15 protein-coding genes are annotated in these 19,238 nt (G+C 46.5%); 5 read left to right on the top strand and 10 right to left on the bottom strand.

What is annotated here, in order from left to right; genetic code table 11:
- Positions 1–21: 21 nt before the first annotated feature.
- The 3 genes from QUB52_RS17940 to QUB52_RS17950 all read right to left on the bottom strand — a co-directional run bounded on the left by QUB52_RS17940 (position 22) and on the right by QUB52_RS17950 (position 3,284).
- Entirely contained in the window at positions 22–1,596 is a 1,575-nt protein-coding gene (locus QUB52_RS17940; RefSeq protein WP_332974199.1) for a GMC family oxidoreductase, read from the bottom strand.
- Between the two features lie 45 nt (positions 1,597–1,641).
- A complete protein-coding gene (locus QUB52_RS17945; protein ID WP_332974201.1) occupies positions 1,642–2,073 on the bottom strand; it encodes a fasciclin domain-containing protein in 432 nt (143 codons plus the stop codon).
- Between the two features lie 62 nt (positions 2,074–2,135).
- Positions 2,136–3,284, bottom strand: coding sequence for an L-dopachrome tautomerase-related protein (locus QUB52_RS17950; RefSeq protein WP_332974203.1), 1,149 nt, complete (start codon positions 3,282–3,284; stop codon positions 2,136–2,138).
- A 394-nt stretch (positions 3,285–3,678) separates the two neighbouring features.
- On the opposite strand from QUB52_RS17950, the gene QUB52_RS17955 reads away from it, so the two are divergent.
- Together QUB52_RS17955 and QUB52_RS17960 are read left to right on the top strand one after the other, a co-directional pair.
- The gene (locus QUB52_RS17955) at positions 3,679–4,581 is read left to right on the top strand and encodes an SMP-30/gluconolactonase/LRE family protein (protein ID WP_332974204.1); all 903 of its coding nucleotides are present in this window, start codon (positions 3,679–3,681) and stop codon (positions 4,579–4,581) included.
- A gap of 148 nt (positions 4,582–4,729) precedes the next feature.
- On the top strand, positions 4,730–5,278 hold the full coding sequence (locus QUB52_RS17960; RefSeq protein ID WP_332974205.1) for a DoxX family protein: 549 nt from the start codon (positions 4,730–4,732) through the stop codon (positions 5,276–5,278).
- Between the two features lie 61 nt (positions 5,279–5,339).
- On the opposite strand, the gene QUB52_RS17965 is transcribed toward QUB52_RS17960, so the two are convergent.
- Both QUB52_RS17965 and gloA2 read right to left on the bottom strand, forming a co-directional pair.
- A complete protein-coding gene (locus QUB52_RS17965) occupies positions 5,340–6,629 on the bottom strand; it encodes an endonuclease/exonuclease/phosphatase family protein (protein ID WP_332974206.1) in 1,290 nt (429 codons plus the stop codon).
- Between the two features lie 80 nt (positions 6,630–6,709).
- A complete protein-coding gene (gene gloA2 / locus QUB52_RS17970) occupies positions 6,710–7,099 on the bottom strand; it encodes an SMU1112c/YaeR family gloxylase I-like metalloprotein (protein WP_265239523.1) in 390 nt (129 codons plus the stop codon).
- A 165-nt stretch (positions 7,100–7,264) separates the two neighbouring features.
- On the opposite strand from gloA2, the gene ilvC reads away from it, so the two are divergent.
- Complete coding sequence (ilvC, locus tag QUB52_RS17975; protein WP_265239522.1) at positions 7,265–8,314, top strand: ketol-acid reductoisomerase; 1,050 nt, start codon at positions 7,265–7,267, stop codon at positions 8,312–8,314.
- A 102-nt stretch (positions 8,315–8,416) separates the two neighbouring features.
- On the opposite strand, the gene QUB52_RS17980 is transcribed toward ilvC, so the two are convergent.
- The 4 genes from QUB52_RS17980 to QUB52_RS17995 form a co-directional block, all read right to left on the bottom strand.
- Positions 8,417–8,545 (bottom strand): hypothetical protein, encoded by a 129-nt coding sequence (locus QUB52_RS17980; protein ID WP_332970366.1) that lies wholly within the window; start codon positions 8,543–8,545, stop codon positions 8,417–8,419.
- A 472-nt stretch (positions 8,546–9,017) separates the two neighbouring features.
- The gene (locus QUB52_RS17985; protein ID WP_332974207.1) at positions 9,018–10,676 is read right to left on the bottom strand and encodes an alpha/beta hydrolase; all 1,659 of its coding nucleotides are present in this window, start codon (positions 10,674–10,676) and stop codon (positions 9,018–9,020) included.
- Between the two features lie 480 nt (positions 10,677–11,156).
- Positions 11,157–13,100, bottom strand: coding sequence for a cation:proton antiporter domain-containing protein (locus tag QUB52_RS17990; RefSeq protein WP_442923203.1), 1,944 nt, complete (start codon positions 13,098–13,100; stop codon positions 11,157–11,159).
- A gap of 281 nt (positions 13,101–13,381) precedes the next feature.
- Positions 13,382–14,779 carry an amidase gene (locus tag QUB52_RS17995; RefSeq protein ID WP_332974210.1) on the bottom strand — a complete coding sequence of 466 codons (1,398 nt, stop codon included), beginning with the start codon at positions 14,777–14,779 and terminating at the stop codon, positions 13,382–13,384.
- Positions 14,780–15,084: 305 nt separating this feature from the next.
- Between QUB52_RS17995 and QUB52_RS18000 the strand changes: the two genes are divergently transcribed.
- Positions 15,085–16,344 carry a type IV pilus twitching motility protein PilT gene (locus QUB52_RS18000; RefSeq protein ID WP_265239568.1) on the top strand — a complete coding sequence of 420 codons (1,260 nt, stop codon included), beginning with the start codon at positions 15,085–15,087 and terminating at the stop codon, positions 16,342–16,344.
- 88 nt (positions 16,345–16,432) lie between these two features.
- Positions 16,433–17,236: a circadian clock KaiB family protein gene (locus tag QUB52_RS18005; RefSeq protein ID WP_265239518.1), complete on the top strand. Its 804-nt coding sequence runs from the start codon at positions 16,433–16,435 to the stop codon at positions 17,234–17,236.
- Positions 17,237–17,385: 149 nt separating this feature from the next.
- Here QUB52_RS18005 and QUB52_RS18010 read toward each other — a convergent pair whose 3' ends face one another.
- On the bottom strand, positions 17,386–19,026 hold the full coding sequence (locus tag QUB52_RS18010) for a thioredoxin-like domain-containing protein (protein ID WP_265239517.1): 1,641 nt from the start codon (positions 19,024–19,026) through the stop codon (positions 17,386–17,388).
- Positions 19,027–19,238 lie beyond the last annotated feature (212 nt).

The following is a 19,238-nucleotide window of genomic DNA, read 5'->3' on the forward strand; positions in this document are numbered from 1 at the left end:
AACCTAATTTTTTTACATAGTTTATTTTAACCGCTCAGTGATGCGATCGCCAACGCGCAGCGCATTTGCCATAATCGTTAGCGTCGGATTAACGCCTGAATTGGACGGGAAAAAACTGCCATCCACAACATAGAGATTATCAACATCATGAGTGCGGCAATTGATGTCAAGGACTGAGGTTTTGGAGTCTGTACCAAACCGACAAGTGCCGCATTGATGGCCGACTGATTGTACCGGCATCTGGGCGCGAGGATACAGGCTAAAGGGAATAACGTGCTTGGCTGAACGGTTGAGGGATTTGAGTACAGATGTCCAGCGGTGAATTAGCCGATCGCCCGCTTCGACATTATTAGGCGTATAATCCAAGTAAATGCGATCGCCGTCCACCCGAACGCGATTGTTTGAATCTGGCAAATCTTCTGTTTGCAACCACCAACCAACCGAGCGCTCAGCAATCAAATCCCGCTCGTATTTAGGAACCAATTTTACCAGCGGAGCCATCAGCGCCGGAGCCTCAGCCGGCAGCATATCAGCTAACACATTGCCTGTATTTTGTATCATCCCCATTGGATAAGGAAAATCCGGCTCTCCCCAATAATAATCATTGACAGCAATGGTTTTTTGAAAGTTAGCTTTATTCACTTCTAGGTGCATCGAAACTAAAGCGGTTGCTAGGTGTTTCATTAAATTTCTGCCCACCTGATCGGAACTATTTCCTAATCCTTTGGGGTGCTGTTCGTTAGCAGATTGCAGTAACAACACAGCCGAATTAATTGCACCGCAGGAAACCACCACAATATCGCCTGTAAATTGCTGTCGTTCCCCTAAAATTTCGGTTTCTACCCCCGTCACTTCTCGCCCGGATTTGCTAGTATGCAGCCTCAAGACTTTGGCATTAGTTATTAGGGTGAAATTGTCATATTTTTCGCGGGTTGGGCGAATCGCATTCACCTCTGCATCGGCTTTCGCACCTACTAAACAAGGATAGCCGTCAAAGGTATCGCAGCGAATGCAAGGGCTGTTTGTGCGATCGGCTTCATTCAGCTTTAATCCTAAAGGTAAATTAAACGGATTGTAACCGAGCGATCGAATATCATCGGCGAGTACCTGCATATCCGGTTCGTGGCTGACAGCAGGATAAGCATAAGGTAGGCTACAGGGCGGTTCAGTTGGATCGGTTCCTCGCTCTCCATGAACGTCATAGAGTGCTTCAGCTTGCGTGTAATACGGCTCAAAATCCGCGTATTTGAGCGGCCACTCTGGAGAAAATCCTTGTTTGTGAATTACGCGATCGAAATCTCGCTCCCGCAGCCGCAACAAAGCCGCACCATAAACTTTTGTATTGCCGCCAACCCAATAGCCCGTCTGGGGTCGAAACTCCTTACCTTCGCGATCGTACCAGCGCTCGTCCGTGTGATAGCGCTCTTTTTGATAAACTTCCAGCGCACTCCAATTCGCTTTTTCCCGGGGCAAAAAGTCGCCTCTTTCTAACACCAAAATCTTTTTACCAGTCGGTGCGAGACGGTGAGCGATCGTACCTCCACCCGCTCCCGTGCCAATAATGATGATATCGTAGTGGTTCGCCGAATTTACCATTGCCAAGTCTTTACCAAATTGTGCTGGTTTGAGAATAATTTTACCTTAGCTCACTGGTTCAATCTTACCCATAGATTCAGGAATCAACACTGTGTCAATGATGTGGATTATACCGTTATCTGCTTCCACATCAGGCATGATTACCTTAGCATCGTTTACCTTAACTCCATCAGAGGTATTAATCTTGAGGGTTGAACCTTCGGAGGTGGTGACTGAATCAGTTTTGCCAATTTCTGCTGCTGTGATTTTTTGGTCGGGAATGACATGATAAGTTAAAACTTTAATCAGATCCGGGATATTTTCCAGCAAAGCTTCTACAGTTCCCGATGGCAGTTTAGAAAACGCTTCATCAGTTGGTGCAAACACAGTAAACGGGCCTTCTGCTTTTAAACCCTCTGCCAAGCCAGCAACATTGAGAGCTGTTACTAAAGTAGCGAAATTACCGGCATTGATTGCAGTATCTACAACGTCAGGCATTGTGAATCTCCTTAATATTTACAGGTGGTTTTACAGTAAAGTTTGAAATTGGAAACGTGGTTTTAGCTGCGATCTAGCAACACTTGCCCTGCATCAATTCGGATACGAAACAGGCTGTAAGGTTTCTCGCGCAAGTCTTCTCCATTATGATAGCTGGGATTCCGATTCCACTGATCTACCGTAAAGTAGAGATAGCCGTCTTGCGCCACAAACAGGCAATTCGGCCACAGCATTCGCGCATCGTGGGCGACTGTTTCCCACGTACCATCAGGGAGGCGGCGCAAAATCGAATTGTTTTCGTAGTTAGTCACATAAAGGCGATTTTTTGCATCGCAAACCATGCCGCCAGAAGCGCCTTTTTCACCGTGATCGATGACTGTGGTGGCAACTTCTTCATCAGGCATATTTTGATTAACTAATGCTTCAATGCTAACACTGTAAAGGTGCCGACTTGCTAGGGGACAATAGAACAGTCTTTGACCGTCACCGCTGAGGGCAATGCCATCGCTACCGGTGTGGATGTGCTTCGGCGGTTTGTTTGGATGCCGCACCATCATCGGTTGACCTTCAACTACTGGTAAAAAGCCGGGAATTGGTTTAGTTGAAGGATGATCGTTGAGTTTGCGCCAACTGTTTCCCGTTGCTAAATCCACGACAACAATGCCGTTCGGGCCTTCTTCCGATGAGTCGGTAATAAATGCAATTCCATCCTCTCCCCAGCGCAAATCGACGCGCACATCATTGAGGGTAGAATTGGCTGAGGCGATGGATTCGGGAAAGAGAATTTTCTTGACAATTCGATCGCCCTCCAGGTCAATTCCCACCAGTTTCGGGCCGCCGGAGGGGACTGAATTTTGCTTAATTTTCGCATGATCTAACAGCCACAGGCGATCGCGCGCGTCGATGGTCATCCCTTGAACACACAGCAACTTTTCTGAGGGCGAAGCTAAATCTAACTTGTGGATTTCTGCATTGGGGTAGGGAACCGGATTGCCGTTTTTTTCTAGAGGCTGTTTGAGTTCCGCAACGGTGAATTCTACATCGTCAACCAGTCGGGGATAGCTGATGAAAATTCGCCCTTGTTTGGATACCGCAACCCCGATCGGCATGGCATCCTCGAATAGCGTTATTAGCTCTAAATTGCCAGCGGATTTGTCTGTTGGCAGTGAAGGCACGGCGGCCCTAGATTTGGTTGCGGCTAAGTTCGCCATTGCACTAATCCTATTGAGAGTTTGAAGAATTTAAAAAGCCAGAAAATTTGACGTTGATTGTATCTAAAAAAGGTCTAACCTGCTATGTCGTTAACAAAGCGGGAGCATCTCAGTTTTGCGAAAAAGCAATTTCTTTACAGTGCGAGCGTCGCCGATAGCGAGTTGAATAGATCGCGAGCGAGGACGCTCGCAATATAAAATCAAAACTGAGATGCTCCCAACAAAGCACAACAGCTTTTTTTGATATTTTTATGCGGCTAGTTTAACATTTATTGTTAAATTTCTGTGTCTATCTAATGGCTTAGATTAAATTTATATCAAAAGAATGATTAGTATTTGACCGATAGTTGTTTAAGGATAAGAAGAACGTTAAAAATAATATAAAATACCCAAAATGTCTGAAGTCATCAATATTTATGACGATCGCATGAAATCGCTTTTGTGCCCTGATGCTTCACTCCAGAAAGTTGTCAGCGGTGCCGTCTGGAGCGAAGGCCCGGTTTATTTCCATGAAGATGATAGCGTGGTGTGGAGCGACGCTCACGGCAATCGCTTGCTGCGTTGGAGTCCCCGTGAGGGAATGAGCGTTTTGCGCGACCCCTCCGACTATCAAAGCGGCAATTACCGCGATCGCGAAGGTCGCCTTGTCTCCTGTTCGTCGGGTTTGCGCGCGATCGTCCGGCGCGAACACGGCGGCGAATGGCAGGTGTTGGTCGATCGCTACCGAGGAAAGCGCCTCAACAGCCCCAATGACTTGGTAGTCAAGAGTGACGGCACGATCTGGTTCACTGACCCCCCCTACGGCCTCACGCAGCCAAACCAAGGATACGGCGGCGAACAGGAACAGCCTGGATGTTTTGTGTACCGCTTCGATCCGGCGACTGGTGCGATCGATGCGGTGGTGACGGATATGTTGCGCCCCAACGGCCTCGCCTTCAGTCCAGACGAACGCATCTTATACGTGTCGGACAGTTCTGCCTTCAATATGCCGCAAGGGTATCACCACCTCCGCGCCTATGATGTTGTGGGCGATCGCGATGCGGACAATGGCCGGGTGTTCGCAGTCATCGAACCCGGTGAACCCGACGGGTTGCGAACAGACGAACACGGCAATATTTTTACGACTTCCAAAGATAGCGTGCAGGTGTACGCGCCCGACGGTACTCGTTTGGGGAAAATTCCGGTGCCGGAGACTTGCGCTAACCTGACTTTTGGGGGAAAAAAACGCGATCGCCTCTGGATCGCTGCTGGCACATCTTTATATGCGATCGACCTCAACACTCGCGGGCTGCAATAAAGGTGTTCTCGTCATCTGCAATAGACCTCTCGGATAATTATTGTGGAACAGGCATCCTGCCTGTTTTTTACAAGCTTTTGGATCAGAAGTCTAATAGATGTTTAATGATGTCCAATTTAGAATATCTCAATCGATTGGAAACGACAAAATGATTTACAAATTTGCTCTTGGTGTGACAATCGCGCTGCTGTTAGCTCAAGTTTCATCTCCTCTACCAGAACTAAGTTTAAAACTGCTCAGTTCACTCAATCCCGTCTATCCGATCGGCATTCTCGGCTGGGCGCTTTTATTGCTGAGAGTTGGTGTCGGCGGGCTATTTATGCTGCACGGCTACCCAAAAATAACACATCTTCGAGTGTGGTCTGATGCTATGAAAATGCCGCTGTTTCTGTGCTTTCTCTCAGCAGCTTCCATGTTGGCTGGCGGAGTTTGTCTGATTCTGGGATTTCTCACACTATTAGCAAGTTTGCCGATTCTCGGTTCTATGCTATTCGCGATTTATTTAGATTTATCCAAAGGGTTGCCTTTTGTTGCTAGCGATCCCTATTTAATTCCCCAAGGGCAGTATGAAGGGCCAAATGGCAAGGGCGAACCGCCAAGCTGGGAGAAAGCCTTTATGTACTGTTTGATGCTGATGGCGATCGCAGTTTTAGGGCCTGGTGCCTATTCGCTGGATGCTTTAATTTTTCGAGGGTGAATTATTAGCAGGCGGCCAGCTTCGACTATTAGCATAGGTTATGGCCGATCGCATCCTGCCTTTAAATCACCAAATCTGTAATTAACGGCAAATGATCAGAACCGACTTTTGGGCCTGTATGAATATTCAAAACACCAATTTCTTTGCTGACTAAGAAATGATCGATCGGAATATAAACCAGCGGCATAAAAGTCGGCCAAGTCGGTAAAATGCCAAAGCCCGATCGCGCATTGTGCAGTTTTCCAGTTTTTACCATATTTTTGTAGAACGGCGACCACATTGTGGTATTGAAATCCCCAACCACAATCAGCGGATTTTTGACTTGGGCTGCATACTCGCCGATGGCTGCTAGCTGTTGATTGCGATCGATAAAACTCTGCTGTTTGATCGGCACAGTCGGATGAACAAGAATCAAAGAAATAGTTTTACCTTGAAATTTAACATCCGCAGATAAGCTCTTTCTTTGCTGTGAAAAAGCTTTAACAGAGGCATTTTCTAAAGGCAGCTTGCTGTAGATTGCACTGCCAAATCTCTCCGATTCTTGCAGGTTGGAAGAGTAAGGGAACATCTCGCTTAAAACGGCTAACTTCTTCGCCCAAACTGTGCTAACTTCCACAAAAACCGCGATATCAGGCTGTTCTCTTTTGACCAGTGAGATCACATCAGCATATCGCTGATTACTCGTTAAAACATTTGAATGTAAAATCCGCAAGTTTTGTCCGGGAGCCGCTCCTGCTAATGCTGGCGCTGGAAAATACCAAGGAACAATTTCTGCCAAATTAATGATTATACAAAATGCGCTCACCAGCAACCAGATCTTTTTTGAGCGCACCAGAGCGAAGAATATAAAAATAGATATACCGATTAACATATATTGTAGTTTAAAATGAGAATTTAATTCAAAAAGTAGGTTAAATTCTCCTAAGTAACCTGCGATTGACAATACTGCATCTACAATTGCTGCCAGAATAAACCATTTCAAAAATATGTACTTCAAGCCAATGATTTTGCTATTGCTGTGCAGCACTGCCCATTTAAGCTTAATCTTGAGGTCATTGGTAATCAGCAATTTGTCAATTTCTATTACCAATTCTTCTGGCTGTTCCAAATCTCGCCGCTTTAGATAAGACCTCACCAGCAAGCTATCTACCACAAAATAACTAAAATAATTGGCAACAAATCCTGCAATTACCAACACACTTAAACCGCTGAGCACACCAAAGGAAGCGCCTACTTTCCTCAAACCAGACCAGACGGCTGCATCACCTGTTTTACCTGTAGCTACTATGGCGATCAATAACATTAAAGCAGGTAATGCGATCGTGATTATGTTTCTAGCGAGATAGTCCATTATACAATTTTAGATTTTAGCTTGTAGTGTACACTGCACACAGGTTGACTTAATAGCTGTTTTATAAAATCGGATACTCTTTAAATTTCATAGATTTCTAACGGTAAGTTGTCGGGATCTCTGAAAAATGTAAAGCGTTTTTCTGTAATTTCGTCAAGGCGAATTTCTTCTACTTCTACTTGTTGGGATTTTAAGTAAGCAACTGATGCTTCTATGTCCTCAACTGCAAAAGCTAAATGTCTTAAACCGCAAGCTTCAGGATTGTTCACTCTTGCGGGAGGATGGGGAAATGAGAACAGCTCAATCATCGCGCTGCTGTTTCCGACTTGCAAATCTAGTTTGTAAGAATTCCTTTCGCTGCGGAAAGTTTCTGTGATAATCGAACATCCCAATACTTCTACATAAAACTTTTTTGATGCTTCGTAATCTGAGCAAATAATCGCTACATGATGTATTGCTTTTATTTTCATTTGAAAAAAGTTAGTTATTTTTTTTCAACAGCACAGCAGGTTATTGACAATTATATTGGACTCCGCAACAAAACCTGCTAAATTCAGCGCGATCGCCCTTGATTTTCCCCCATCCAAATTTTAATCTGTAAAATTCTCCAAAAAAAAGCACCCTACTTTGATAAAATGAGAGTTTTGCAGTCAATCACCAAATTTGCATCTCAGGAGACAAGCACTATGGCCCGTATGTATTACGACACCGACGCTAACCTAGACCTCTTAGCCAACAAAACGATTGCTATCATCGGCTACGGTTCCCAAGGACACGCCCACGCCCTCAACCTCAAAGACAGCGGCATGAAAGTCATTGTCGGTTTGTATCCCGGTAGCAAGTCTGCCGCCAAAGCAACCGAGGCGGGTTTAACCGTTCACCCGGTAGACAAAGCAGCAGCCGCCGCTGACTTCATCATGATTTTATTGCCCGATGAAGTTCAAAAAACTATTTACAAAGAACAAATCGAACCGAACCTTTCAGCAGGAAATGTTTTAGCATTTGCTCACGGTTTTAACATTCACTTCGGCCAAGTTGTCCCCCCAGCCGACGTAGACGTAGTAATGGTAGCGCCCAAAGGCCCCGGACATTTGGTGCGCCGGACTTACGAACAAGGGGAAGGTGTTCCGAGTTTGTTTGCAGTATATCAAGATGCTTCCGGTCAAGCGCGCGATCGGGCAATGGCCTATGCTAAAGGTATTGGCGGCACCAGAGCCGGCATCCTAGAAACCACTTTCCGCGAAGAAACAGAAACCGATCTTTTTGGCGAACAAGTAGTTTTGTGCGGCGGTTTGAGCGCCTTAATTAAAGCTGGATTTGAAACCTTAGTTGACGCTGGATATCAACCAGAATTAGCTTATTTTGAATGTTTGCACGAAGTTAAACTTATCGTTGACTTAGTAGTAGAAGGAGGCCTCGCCAAAATGCGCGATAGCATCTCCAATACCGCAGAATACGGCGACTTAACTCGCGGCCCCCGCATCGTCACCGATGACACCCGCGCCGAAATGCGGAAAATTCTCAGCGAAATTCAATCCGGCCAATTTGCCCGCGAATTCGTTCTCGAAAACCAAGCCGGGAAACCTGGTTTTACCTCCATGCGCCGTCAGGAAGCAGAGCATCCGATTGAAGAAGTTGGTAAAGAATTGCGCGCCATGTTTAGCTGGTTGAAAAAGCACGGTTAATCAATTTGAGATTTGAGATTTTTAGTCCAATCCAAAATCTCAAGTGCTAACTAACCGTAGGGTGCGTCAGGAAGAAAATTCTTGAGTAGGTGGTCGCCACATTCAGACCTGACGCACCCTACAATAACTGAGATGCTCCCTTCTTCCTTCTTCCTTCTTCCTTCTTCCTTCTTCCTTCTTCCTTCTTGCAAAACTATCGACTGGGAGTAGGACTTTTTTGTAATTTCTCAATATCCCGTTCCCTTTGTTCGTTGAAATCTCTCGGTCTCAACCAACTTGGCCACAACCCGACGAAGAACTTTTTACTTGCTACGCTGGTATCTCTTATTGGTTTGGGGAGAAAAGTTAAACTGTCACCGTAAAGGGTAAACAGGGCTATAAACAGAATCAACAGCGGGATAACATTTTTTTTAGGCATGGCAGTTTGGGAGTTGAGTTTGTAAAAGTGCTTTTCTATATTTTGCCCTTGCACGGACAAAAAATATCAGCAACGGCTCAAAAATCTCACTAACCATAGGGTGCAGTTCTTGAGTTGGTACTCGCCACATTTAGCCGACAATGCGCACCCTACAAACTCAACTGGTGCGAATTTCGTACCCTACAAACTAATGACTACTGTCAACTGCCAACTGCCAACTGTCAACTGCCAACTGCCAACTGCCCACTGCCCACTGTCAACTGTCAACTGTCAATTGACTAATGACTAATGACTCTGCTGGATGAAAGTTTGCACGACTGCATTAGTTTCAGGGGAAATTTCTGTTACCAGGCGCACCGGAATTGCATTTGTTGAAGCAAATTGTGCGTATTCTGGCGTTAGAAAAATAGCATATTTGTCAGATTCATCTGTTAGTTGAGCAGCCATTGCCAGACTGATAACTTTAATATAATTGCGTATGCTCGCGGCTTGGTCGCCGACAACTTCATCGCCAGTAATTACTGTGCTCGGCCTACCAACTTGGTCTAAGGTTTTACTCGGATCTTTGACGCTTAAGTGGGTTCCTCCTACAAATCCGACTAGCCATTTGGGTGATGGAATTTTGGGGAATCCGGCAATTTGTTCGACTAAGGCTGGTGTTGTTTTGTCGGCAGAACCTGCTACTATTAATGTGGGGATTTGAATTGCACTTAAACCTGTTTCTCCAAATAGTAATGATGTTGTGGGATTCATGACGATCGCCCTTTTAATCCTCGCATCCCGCAATTGATACCGTTCTTCGGGCAATCCAGCAGCCGCGCACTGAATGCCTTCGCCCAAGCTAAACCCAATCAAATCGCCCTGACAGCGCTGTTTGAGCCCGCTCAATTGCAGTTCGGCACCGGCTACGGACAAGGCTGTTGCGCCGCCGAAGGAATAGCCAATGATCATCGATCGCTCGATCGCGATTTTCCCCCGTAAGTTATCATCCGTTTGGTTCAATTTTGCTAGTTCGTCAAGCACAAAACTGATGTCTTTGGGACGCTCTAAAAACTCTTGAGGAGCTAATAACCGAGACTTACCCGCGATCGCAGCATTGGTGTTCGTTTCGTTGCTTCCCGGATGTTCCAACGCAGCCACCACATAGCCGTAAGATGCTAAATGCTCCGCCAAATAACGCAAATCCGTGCGGACTGAACCCAAACCGTGAGAAAAGACGATCGTTGGTTTGTCGGCCGTCGCAGCTTTCGACCAGTAGACATCAACCGGAATGCGCCGATTGCGGGCGCTATCGTTCAAATCTAGCTGCAATACCTGCACCGAATTCGGGCCCGGTAGGCTAGGGTCGAAAGGCGGGTTAAACGTGGATTTAGTGGCTGCTAACTGAGGTGCGATCGCGGCCATAAACCGCTGAGTTTGCCAAAAACCCGCGTTCAAATTTCCCAAAACTGCGAAAGCTCGATCGAGATCCACGACTACCCGCGAACTCGGATAAGATTCTATAAAACTCAGTACCGATAAGCCTTCCGGCGCGTTCGCACCCAACACCAAAGCCGCTCGCAGCGCTTGGACACCCGCACCGTCGCGCCTCGGTATAACAGTAGTCAAATCAGTCAGGATCGCACTCCCGATGCGCGTATTTAGCAAGTTGCTCAAACCGACTACATTGAGGGGGATTTTCGCTTTTAGCGCGCCCAAAATTTGACTCCGCTGTGCGTCAGACAGCAAATCGGCGTATGTTTGCAGTCTTGCGGGTACTTTTCCGGTTTTTGCGAGCTCGCGCAAATCCGCAACCGATATTGACGATTCTAAAAAACCTTTGCGGATAACAACGGTTTCCGCAGCTTTTGCAGGGGATGTGACGCTGCTGAAAGTGCCGATCGCGATCGCGCTACAAACGCTCACCATTGACGAAAACCATCTGAAATGGGGTCTAATGCTCATTTTTGCCGGATTCAACTAGAAACTATCTCACTATATTCTCAGAAGTCTCTCAGATACCGAAAAATTGCCTCAGATGTCGAGAAATTGTGTTTAAGCGCGATCTGATTTTTGTAGAATTTTTTGTATTAGTGCGATCGGCTTTGCTCGAAGGGCTTCCATAACCGAAAGCAAGCGAGGACGATCGCACAACGTTAAAGCAAAACACAGATGATCCCATTGCACTATACCTCTTGTACTCAATCGCACACAAGATCGAAAGCATCTGCGTCCATCAGTGTTTATCAGCTTAAAATCTGCGGTTAACCGGCTCTATAAAATATTTATGCAACTCAAGTATACTTTGCTTGTCGCTGCTAATCCAATACAGTTCAGATAAGGCAGCAAGCGAGAGTAAAACCGCTGTAAAAATAGACTCTCTCTCCTGCATTTTAACCGCAGATGAATGCAGGTCGATCAGACGATCTGCGGTTAAAAGATTACTTAAGATTTGGGAAAATAAACAACAAGCATCGAAAGCTCTTGATGAGCGCGGGCGATCGATTCCGGTTCTTTAAGAGTTCCCGGTTGTTCCCACAAATTCTGCGGCTGATAAATTGTTCTTAAAATCAGCAAATCGTGTTCTAACAACTGCTGCGAAACCTGCTTGACAAAATTTCCCCGCACCCGATTTATCGGTATCTCAGAAAGAATTTCTATCTCAGTGGCACTTTTGTTAGCTTGTTCCCGTTTTGTCGCCACTAACAGCACTTGCAAAGTCGCCTTAAGTTCGTCTGCTAAACTCTTAGCAATATCCACGGTTTCCGCAAATCCAAACCGAGTCAAATCGCTGTCAGTTATCGCCAAAACAACTCTGGCTGTATTCTGGATAGGATGGGGAAATCGAGCAATCATTACCGGTACGGGCGATCGCTTCACTATATTGTCAATGATGTTGCCAAAAAAATTGTCGCGAGTCGTGGAAAATCCCTTCCAACCGCAAACAATTAAACTAGCCTCGCGTTCGGTTGCGCTCCGCAGAATTCCGCGATCGATCGCATCATCTATCCTCGCGATGGGTTCCACCGCACAATCAGCCGCGTTAGCCACAGTTTCCGCCGCCCTCAAAAGTTGAGTTTGCTGCATTTTTTGTGCCGGCGAAATTGGTTCCCCGCGATCGGACAAAATATGCAGAGGTAGCAAAGTTCCCTGAGCTGTTTTAGCTAAAATCAAAGCCAAACGTAGCAAATTATCTTCGGTATTCGGGTTAGCAACAGGTACTAAAACTCGATCTCCCCATGAATGCTTGGACGAAGCAACAGCCGGCAAACTAGACTCCGGCTCCTGCATTTGTTGACCCCACCGAGATACAATCCAAGGAGAAGCCACACAAGTTACTAAAATCATGAAAATGATGCCGTTCACCACTACGCGATCGACCAATTTAATCTCAAAAGCAACCGTAATTGCAGCCAAAGTAGAAGCAGCTTGAGCAGCAGAAAGACCGAACATTACCATAATATTCGGAAACTTAAAACCAAAGATTTTCCCCGGTATCCAAGCTGCCAAAAACTTGCTCAACAATTCTGCTACAATTATCACCCCCGCCACCAACAAAGACTGCGGCTGCTTCACCAAAATTAGCGGATCGATCAACATCCCCACAGAAATCAGAAAAAACGGCACAAACAGCGTATTCCCAATAAACTCAATCCGATTCATCAGCGGACTCATTTTGGGGATAATTTGAGTAATGGCAATTCCCGATAGAAACGCACCAATAATTGGCTCAATTTGAATCATTTCCGCTGCGTAAGAAACCAAGAACAGCGTGGCCAGTACAAACATGAATTCGGCGTTTTCGTCGTGACCGAATTTCTTGAAAAACCAGCGACCGATTTTGGGAACTCCCCACAAAGTAGCAAAAGTGTAGATAGCAAGAGATGGAATTAGAAACAGCCAAAAATCGAGAGTAAGATTTCCTTTGTGAGCTTTAACAACAATTGCTAGCACCAACAGTCCCAAGACATTTGTAATTAAAGTCCCGCCCAAAGTCGCAGTAATAGTCTGAGTTCGCATCAATCCCAATTTTGTCAGAATTGGTAGGGCTAAAAGTGTGTGGGTAGCTAAACAAGAAGCGACTAAAATAGAAGCCAGCAAGCTATATCCCAATAGCAGCATTGCTCCAGTCCCCAATATCATCGGTAGGGCAAAAGTAGCCAGCCCAAATATGATAGCTTTGTCAGCATTTAGTTTGAGGTCATCGAGGCTAGTTTCCAGTCCCGCTAGGAACATCAAAAATAGCAATCCTACGGTTCCTAACAAAACCATAGTAGCGTCTCGTTCCAGCAAATTAATACCGTTGGGCCCGACAATTACGCCTGCAATAATCAAACCGACTATTCCCGGTAGTCGCAAGCGCTCAAATACTAAAGGGGCGATTAGCATGATTGCTAAAAGAACAAGAAAGACGGGAACTGGAGCGGTAATTGGACCGGAACCTAGCATAAATTTTTATCCTACATATTCATTCGCACAGAATTCTACCAATTTTTCCCTAAAAACTCTAAATATCTATCAATCTAAAGAGGGATTTTGGGAAAATTGCAGTTGTTATTGCTAATAACTATTATTGACTGGAATTGACTCGGCTTATTAGCAAAATATCGGTTTGTAGTGAGGACTTTAGTCCTTATCTAAATCCGAGGACTAAAGTCCTCACTACAAACCTATTGAAAATCCAAAACCGGGAAAGGTTTTGCTGCTTCCATCTGCGCCGCCAAAGCAATTAAAGTTGCTTCCGCTGCCGGCCGCCCGATAATTTGAATGCCCACGGGTAAACCATTATCATCTAAAATTGCCGGAAGTGCGATCGCAGGCAAACCGCTAGCATTAAACGGCGGACAAGGAGCAACCCAATTAATAATCCGCTGCAAAGTTTCCTCACAACTCAAATCTGCCCACTCGCCGATGCCAATGGTTGAGTGCATATAAGTTGGCAAAACTAACACATCAAAATTTTCAAAGAATCCCACAATCCGCCGTGAAATCACCTGCATTTGATTCACCGCGCGCAGATATTCTCCAGCAGAAACAGTTCTTTCCAACAACCAGCGATTCATCGGTTCCAAAACTTTGCTGGGAATGCCGCTTGCACCCGCCCCAGACTGCCAAATTACTGTAAAGGGTTCGATTAAACCCGTAAAATCAGGGCATCCCGGTTCGACATCGTGACCCAAATCTGTCAGTAATTTTACGGTATCGAGCACCGCTTGCTGACACACAGGCGCTGCCTCACCCACGGGAGCAATATTGGTAGAAAAAGCAATTCGCAGCTTGCCCAATTTTTCACTGGCAGCCTCTAGAAACGTGGGATTTGGGTCTGGTAGCCAGTACGGATCGCCGGTTGTGTACCCTGACATCACGTCTAAAAGTGCGGCCGCGTCAGCCACGGTACGCGCGAGAGGGCCGTTGGCAGAAATGCCGCTGAGATAATCTCCGACTGGTGCCCAGGAAACTCGCCCGCGCGAGGGTTTGATGCCGACTAAACCGCAGGCGGAAGCTGGGCCTCGGATCGAACCGCCGCCGTCTGAACCTTGGGCGATCGCGCATAAACCCGCCGCTACAGCCGCTGCTGAGCCGCCGCTGGAACCTCCGGGCGTGTAGCCTAAATTCCAGGGATTGCGCGCGGGCCGGAAACCTGGGGGCTCGGTGTAAGGCAATGAGCCGATTTGAGAGGTTGCTGTTTTGCCCAGAATGTTAAATCCGGCTGCTTTGATTCGCCAGACTACTGACTCGTTGTAGGGAGATATGTTACTGTGCAACGCCTGAACTCCGTAAGTACAGGGAATGTCGGCAACTGGTGTCAAGTCTTTGATCGCGATCGGCACTCCGAAAAATGGCGGCAATTCCTCTGACTTGTTTAAGCCTGCTAGGTGTTCGGTTTGCGCTGTCGCTAGTTCGATCGCCCGATCGGCCGTTACTGTAAAATAACTACCAAGCTGATGGTTTAATCGATCGATCCGTTCCAAGTACAGATTGACAATTTCTAGAGGCGACACTTCCCGATCGCGGATCGACTTCGCTAATTCTAGGGCTGGAGTAAAAGCCCGATCGACAGAATTCATCGGTTTAAGTCCTTAACAATTTTATTGAGTATCAATTTATACTTTTAGATCGAATGTAAAATATTGGCTGGAAAAAAAATATTTCCCATGTCAAAAATCCATATTCGATAGTAGCTCGATTTGACTCGCATCCTGCAAGGGGCAGAATATTTCCTTACGGGTGCAGCAGTGTGCTCTTCTTTTGGGATAGACTGATCGAAAGAGTCAAGCTTTTGTGCAAGAGAGGCACAATGGCGATCGGCATTGTGCAACTTCCACAAATCCTCTGTTCGAGTCAGCCTTCTCAGCAAATCAAGGTAGCGCATATGACACAACAGCATCCGCCAGCACCTCGCCCACCCCTACCCGGAGCACCCCCACCACCAGGGCTGCCCCGCCCTCCAGCTCCAGGCGTTCCCAGAGCAGCAGGAATGCCGCCGGCCCCCCCACCGCCAGCACCAGCGCCCGCAGCACCAGCGCCCCAATCCTTCGCCACACCTAAAAACCCCAGCTCCAACAGCGGTGGAAATCCGACTTTGAAAGAGCTAGTCATCCGAGCCAAAGAAGAAGGAGTATCGGATCTTCATCTCGGAGTAAACGAATTTCCCCGCTTCCGCAAGCGCGGTGAGATTGGCGACATTGGCTATCCACCAACGGATTTGGATACATTTTTTGCCTGGCTGAGCGAGTGCATGAGCGATGAAGAAATTGAAATTTTCCAAAAAAACCTAGACTTTGACGGCGCTTTCGACTTCGGCTTTGTCCGCATTCGGATCAGTTGTATGGACTCCTTGGCAGGCCCGGCGATGGTGCTGCGGCTAATTCCTGCCAAAATATTGACAATGGAGGAATTGAACCTACCCGAAGTCTTTAAGAAAATATGTGGCTTCCACAAAGGGCTGATTTTGGTTACGGGCCCGACAGGTTCGGGCAAGTCTACCACCTTGGCCGCGATGATCGATTACATCAATAAGAATAAAGCCTACAACATCATTACGATCGAAGACCCGGTAGAATTCGTACACGAAAGCAAAAAATCCTTGATCAAGCACCGGGAAGTCGGCAGGCATACCCTCAAGTTTATTAATGCTCTCAAAGGCGCTCTGCGGCAAGACCCGGATATGCTGCTAGTAGGAGAAATTCGGGACAGAGAGACCGTGGAAATTGCCCTCAAAGCCTCTCAGACGGGTCACTTAGTTGCAGGAACCCTGCACACCAACAGTGCGGTTAAAACCCTGAACCGGATTCTGGATATGTTCGGGGCAGAAGAACAGGACGCCATACGGGTGTCAATTTCCGAATCCCTAGTGGCGATTATTGCTCAACTGCTGTGCAAAACCACAGATGGCAAACGCGCTGCTTTCCACGACGTTATGATTAATACTGACGTGGTTAAGGAATACATTCTGAAAGGGCAGAATGAGGAAATCAATCAAATCATGATCAAAGATACTTATGAAGGCATGACGACGATGAATAAGTCGCTCTATGGTCTTTATCAAGAAGGTCGGATTACCGAAGAACTTGCTGTAGAAAACTCGCCGTTCCCGAACGAAATGGCTCAGATGCTCCGAGGTCGAGTTTAAAAATCGAGTTTAAAAATCGAGAGTTAACAGTTAACAGTTAACTTTTAATTGTTAACCGTTAACTGTTAACTTTAATTGGTGTACTTTATTGAAGGTCGATCGCCCGATTTTGCCGAAAATTTTCAAAGGCATTGCACTATTTACGCCAGGGGGAGACTTAATCTATTGCATAGATCCCCGCAAGCAAACTCAGTGGCATTTGCAGTTGTGCGTAGCTCTACAGGAGATACTCGGTTTGTCGGAACCGCCACATTTTCTGATACCTTGCTATACGGCAACCATTGACTGCTGGCGCGATCGCAGCGATCTACAGTTGCGGGTTGCAGCCGAGGCATACCCCCTGGTGCTGCGACATCAAACACTGCTGAATGCCATTTTTGGCACTGGGGACTTGGTTTGGGAGGCCCGCAGCGACGAAATCTGCGAACCAATGGCGATCGCAACTTATCATGAACAATTCCCCGAACTTTGGGAAAATCACGATTTAGTTGTACAATTTCCGGTCGCCCAAGGTCGATCGGACTCCCATAGTTCCACAATCATACCTCCCTCCCGCTTCCGGCAATCTCCGCTCTTACCGCCCACCAAACCAACAGCACTCACCCCACCGCCACCAACTCAAGGGTACGTTTTACGCCTATTTGTTTCCGGGAGCAACCCCAGCACCGAACGTACCCTCGAAACTTTATACCAATTCCTAGAGCAATGTCTCGATCGCCCCTACACATTGAAAGTAATCGATGTCTTGAAACATCCCGAACAAGCTGAAGCAGATCAGATTTCAGCAACACCTACATTGATTAAAATCTGGCCGAAACCCGTGCGGCGAATTGTCGGCGAATTGAACGATACCGAAAAAATAGTGCGGCTGCTGAGCAATTCAGAATTTTAGATTTGTGCGATTATTAGAAGACCAGGCGGTTGAAACCGCGTCTACACAAACAAAACCCGGATGGTGCGCGGGTTGAAGAGTGCAGGGTTAAAATCACCCGATCTTATTAATTTTCTTCAGATCGGGCGGTTTCAACCGTACGTCCGATCTCAACCAGGAAGACAAACATCCGGCGCGCACAAATCGGCGAAATCTAAAGTTGTGACCTCCAGCGTATCCAACTCAACTCGCCGAATAGCATGATTGTTCGTATCAGCAACAAACAAATGAGACCCGATCGCACTTAAGCCAGAAGGTTCAAAAAATCGAGCCTTGAGACCCGTAGCATCAACCAAACCTGCTTTACCATCTCCAATCATCGTGATACAGGTACCCCCCCGGTGGTCAATCCGCTTAATTTTGTGATTATAAGTATCAGCAACCCACAGATAATTTTGAGCATATTCAACACCTAAACAGTGCTGCAACCTGACTTCATCACCGCGGCCATCTTTATCCCCAAAACCAAACAATTCACCACTACCGCAGACAGTACGAACCTTTGGATCTTCATCAATACCAACAGCCCGAATCGAACTAATTTCGCTGTCAGCCACAAACAACTCCAATCGATCCGTAGCCAGGCCGCTGGGCTGCGAAAAAGCAGATTCTGCCAGATTCCCATCAACACAGGATTCTCGACCAATACCCGCATAAGTGCCGATCGTACCAGTATCTAACTGCATCTCCCAAATTTGGTGCGAGCCCGCCATAGCGATAAAAAGTCGCTCGCCAACTCTTTCTAAATCCCAAGGCGAATTCAATTGCGTCTCTAAAGCCTTGCCACTACGAGGTGAAATTTCCTGACTTTGTTCGCCAGTACCAGCAACAGTTTGCACCCGTTGAGTCGTAAAGTCGATCGTTCTGAGAGCGTGATTTTCCGTATCAGCAACATAGAGAATTTGACTTTCTGCATCAAAAGCCATACCTTGAGGAGCAAAAAACTCAGCCTCTTCAAAGTTGCCATCAGTTAAACCCGGTTTCCCAGTACCAATGACGTGCAACACCTCACCTTCGGTACTACTGACAACAATTCGATTGTGTCCAGAATCTGCAACAAACAAGCAAGAACCGACCAAGCTTTGTTGAACAGAGTTCGCAGGCCCCGGCAGTACAGTTTCATCTACAGATTGATTGTCCTCAGTCATTTCGCCCAAAAGCGCCTCATGTTGGTGAAGCTGTTTTGCCTCCGTTGAAGTAATGGCAAATGCCAGCACTTTACCGGGAAAAGCCAAGGGAGTTGACAGAGGTTTGCGCTGTTTTTCTAAACTGAAACGAAGTTCTTTAAAGGCGATCGCATTTTTATCCTTATATTCAGTAATTAACTTGCCAACTAACTGGTCAAGTGCTTCTCTATTGCCCTCGCCGGAAACAAAGCCGACGACATAACTTTCGGGATCGATCACCATTAAAGTCGGCCAAGCGCGAACAGCGTAGCTTTGCCAAACTTTCATGCCGCTGTCTACAATTACCGGATGTTCAATATCGTAGCGGAGGATAGCTTGACGGATATTTTCTACTTCTTTTTCGTTTTCAAACTTAGCCGAGTGCACGCCGATAACTGTCAGGGAATCTTTATATTTTTGTTCGAGGTATTTTAAGTCTGGGAGGACGTGCAAGCAGTTGATGCAGCAGTACGTCCAGAAGTCTAGGAGGACGACGCGCCCTTTTAACGATGCAATGGATAAAGGTTTCTCGGTGTTAAGCCAGGGGTATTTTACGGGGAATTCTGGTGCTCTGACGCGGGGCATGGGATCTCCTTGGTGGGGCGTGAATGATTTTTACCTTCTTTAATTTAGCGGGAAGTTTCACCGGATGGGGGAAAAGCTGGTTAAAGCTGGGCTTTTGGAGACAGCCAAGATGCCATTGCCACAATAAATAGGAGGAAATTGACATACTCCCCATGCCTAAAGGCGAGGGGATTCTAAACCTAGACTAAAAGAAATTAGATAGGTTTAGGCTT

Origin of the sequence: Microcoleus sp. A6-C6 (genome assembly GCF_036705955.1) — a bacterium.
In the GTDB taxonomy this organism is placed as follows: domain Bacteria; phylum Cyanobacteriota; class Cyanobacteriia; order Cyanobacteriales; family Microcoleaceae; genus Microcoleus.

What these genes read in the sequence shown, in the direction of transcription:
- QUB52_RS17940 (WP_332974199.1), bottom strand. Translation starts at nt 1,596, where the DNA reads ATGGTAAATTCGGCGAACCACTACGATATCATCATTATTGGCACGGGA.
- QUB52_RS17945 (WP_332974201.1), bottom strand. Translation starts at nt 2,073, where the DNA reads ATGCCTGACGTTGTAGATACTGCAATCAATGCCGGTAATTTCGCTACT.
- QUB52_RS17950 (WP_332974203.1), bottom strand. Translation starts at nt 3,284, where the DNA reads ATGGCGAACTTAGCCGCAACCAAATCTAGGGCCGCCGTGCCTTCACTG.
- QUB52_RS17955 (WP_332974204.1), top strand. Translation starts at nt 3,679, where the DNA reads ATGTCTGAAGTCATCAATATTTATGACGATCGCATGAAATCGCTTTTG.
- QUB52_RS17960 (WP_332974205.1), top strand. Translation starts at nt 4,730, where the DNA reads ATGATTTACAAATTTGCTCTTGGTGTGACAATCGCGCTGCTGTTAGCT.
- QUB52_RS17965 (WP_332974206.1), bottom strand. Translation starts at nt 6,629, where the DNA reads ATGGACTATCTCGCTAGAAACATAATCACGATCGCATTACCTGCTTTA.
- gloA2 (WP_265239523.1), bottom strand. Translation starts at nt 7,099, where the DNA reads ATGAAAATAAAAGCAATACATCATGTAGCGATTATTTGCTCAGATTAC.
- ilvC (WP_265239522.1), top strand. Translation starts at nt 7,265, where the DNA reads ATGAGAGTTTTGCAGTCAATCACCAAATTTGCATCTCAGGAGACAAGC.
- QUB52_RS17985 (WP_332974207.1), bottom strand. Translation starts at nt 10,676, where the DNA reads ATGAGCATTAGACCCCATTTCAGATGGTTTTCGTCAATGGTGAGCGTT.
- QUB52_RS17990 (WP_442923203.1), bottom strand. Translation starts at nt 13,100, where the DNA reads ATGCTAATCGCCCCTTTAGTATTTGAGCGCTTGCGACTACCGGGAATA.
- QUB52_RS17995 (WP_332974210.1), bottom strand. Translation starts at nt 14,779, where the DNA reads ATGAATTCTGTCGATCGGGCTTTTACTCCAGCCCTAGAATTAGCGAAG.
- QUB52_RS18000 (WP_265239568.1), top strand. Translation starts at nt 15,085, where the DNA reads ATGACACAACAGCATCCGCCAGCACCTCGCCCACCCCTACCCGGAGCA.
- QUB52_RS18010 (WP_265239517.1), bottom strand. Translation starts at nt 19,026, where the DNA reads ATGCCCCGCGTCAGAGCACCAGAATTCCCCGTAAAATACCCCTGGCTT.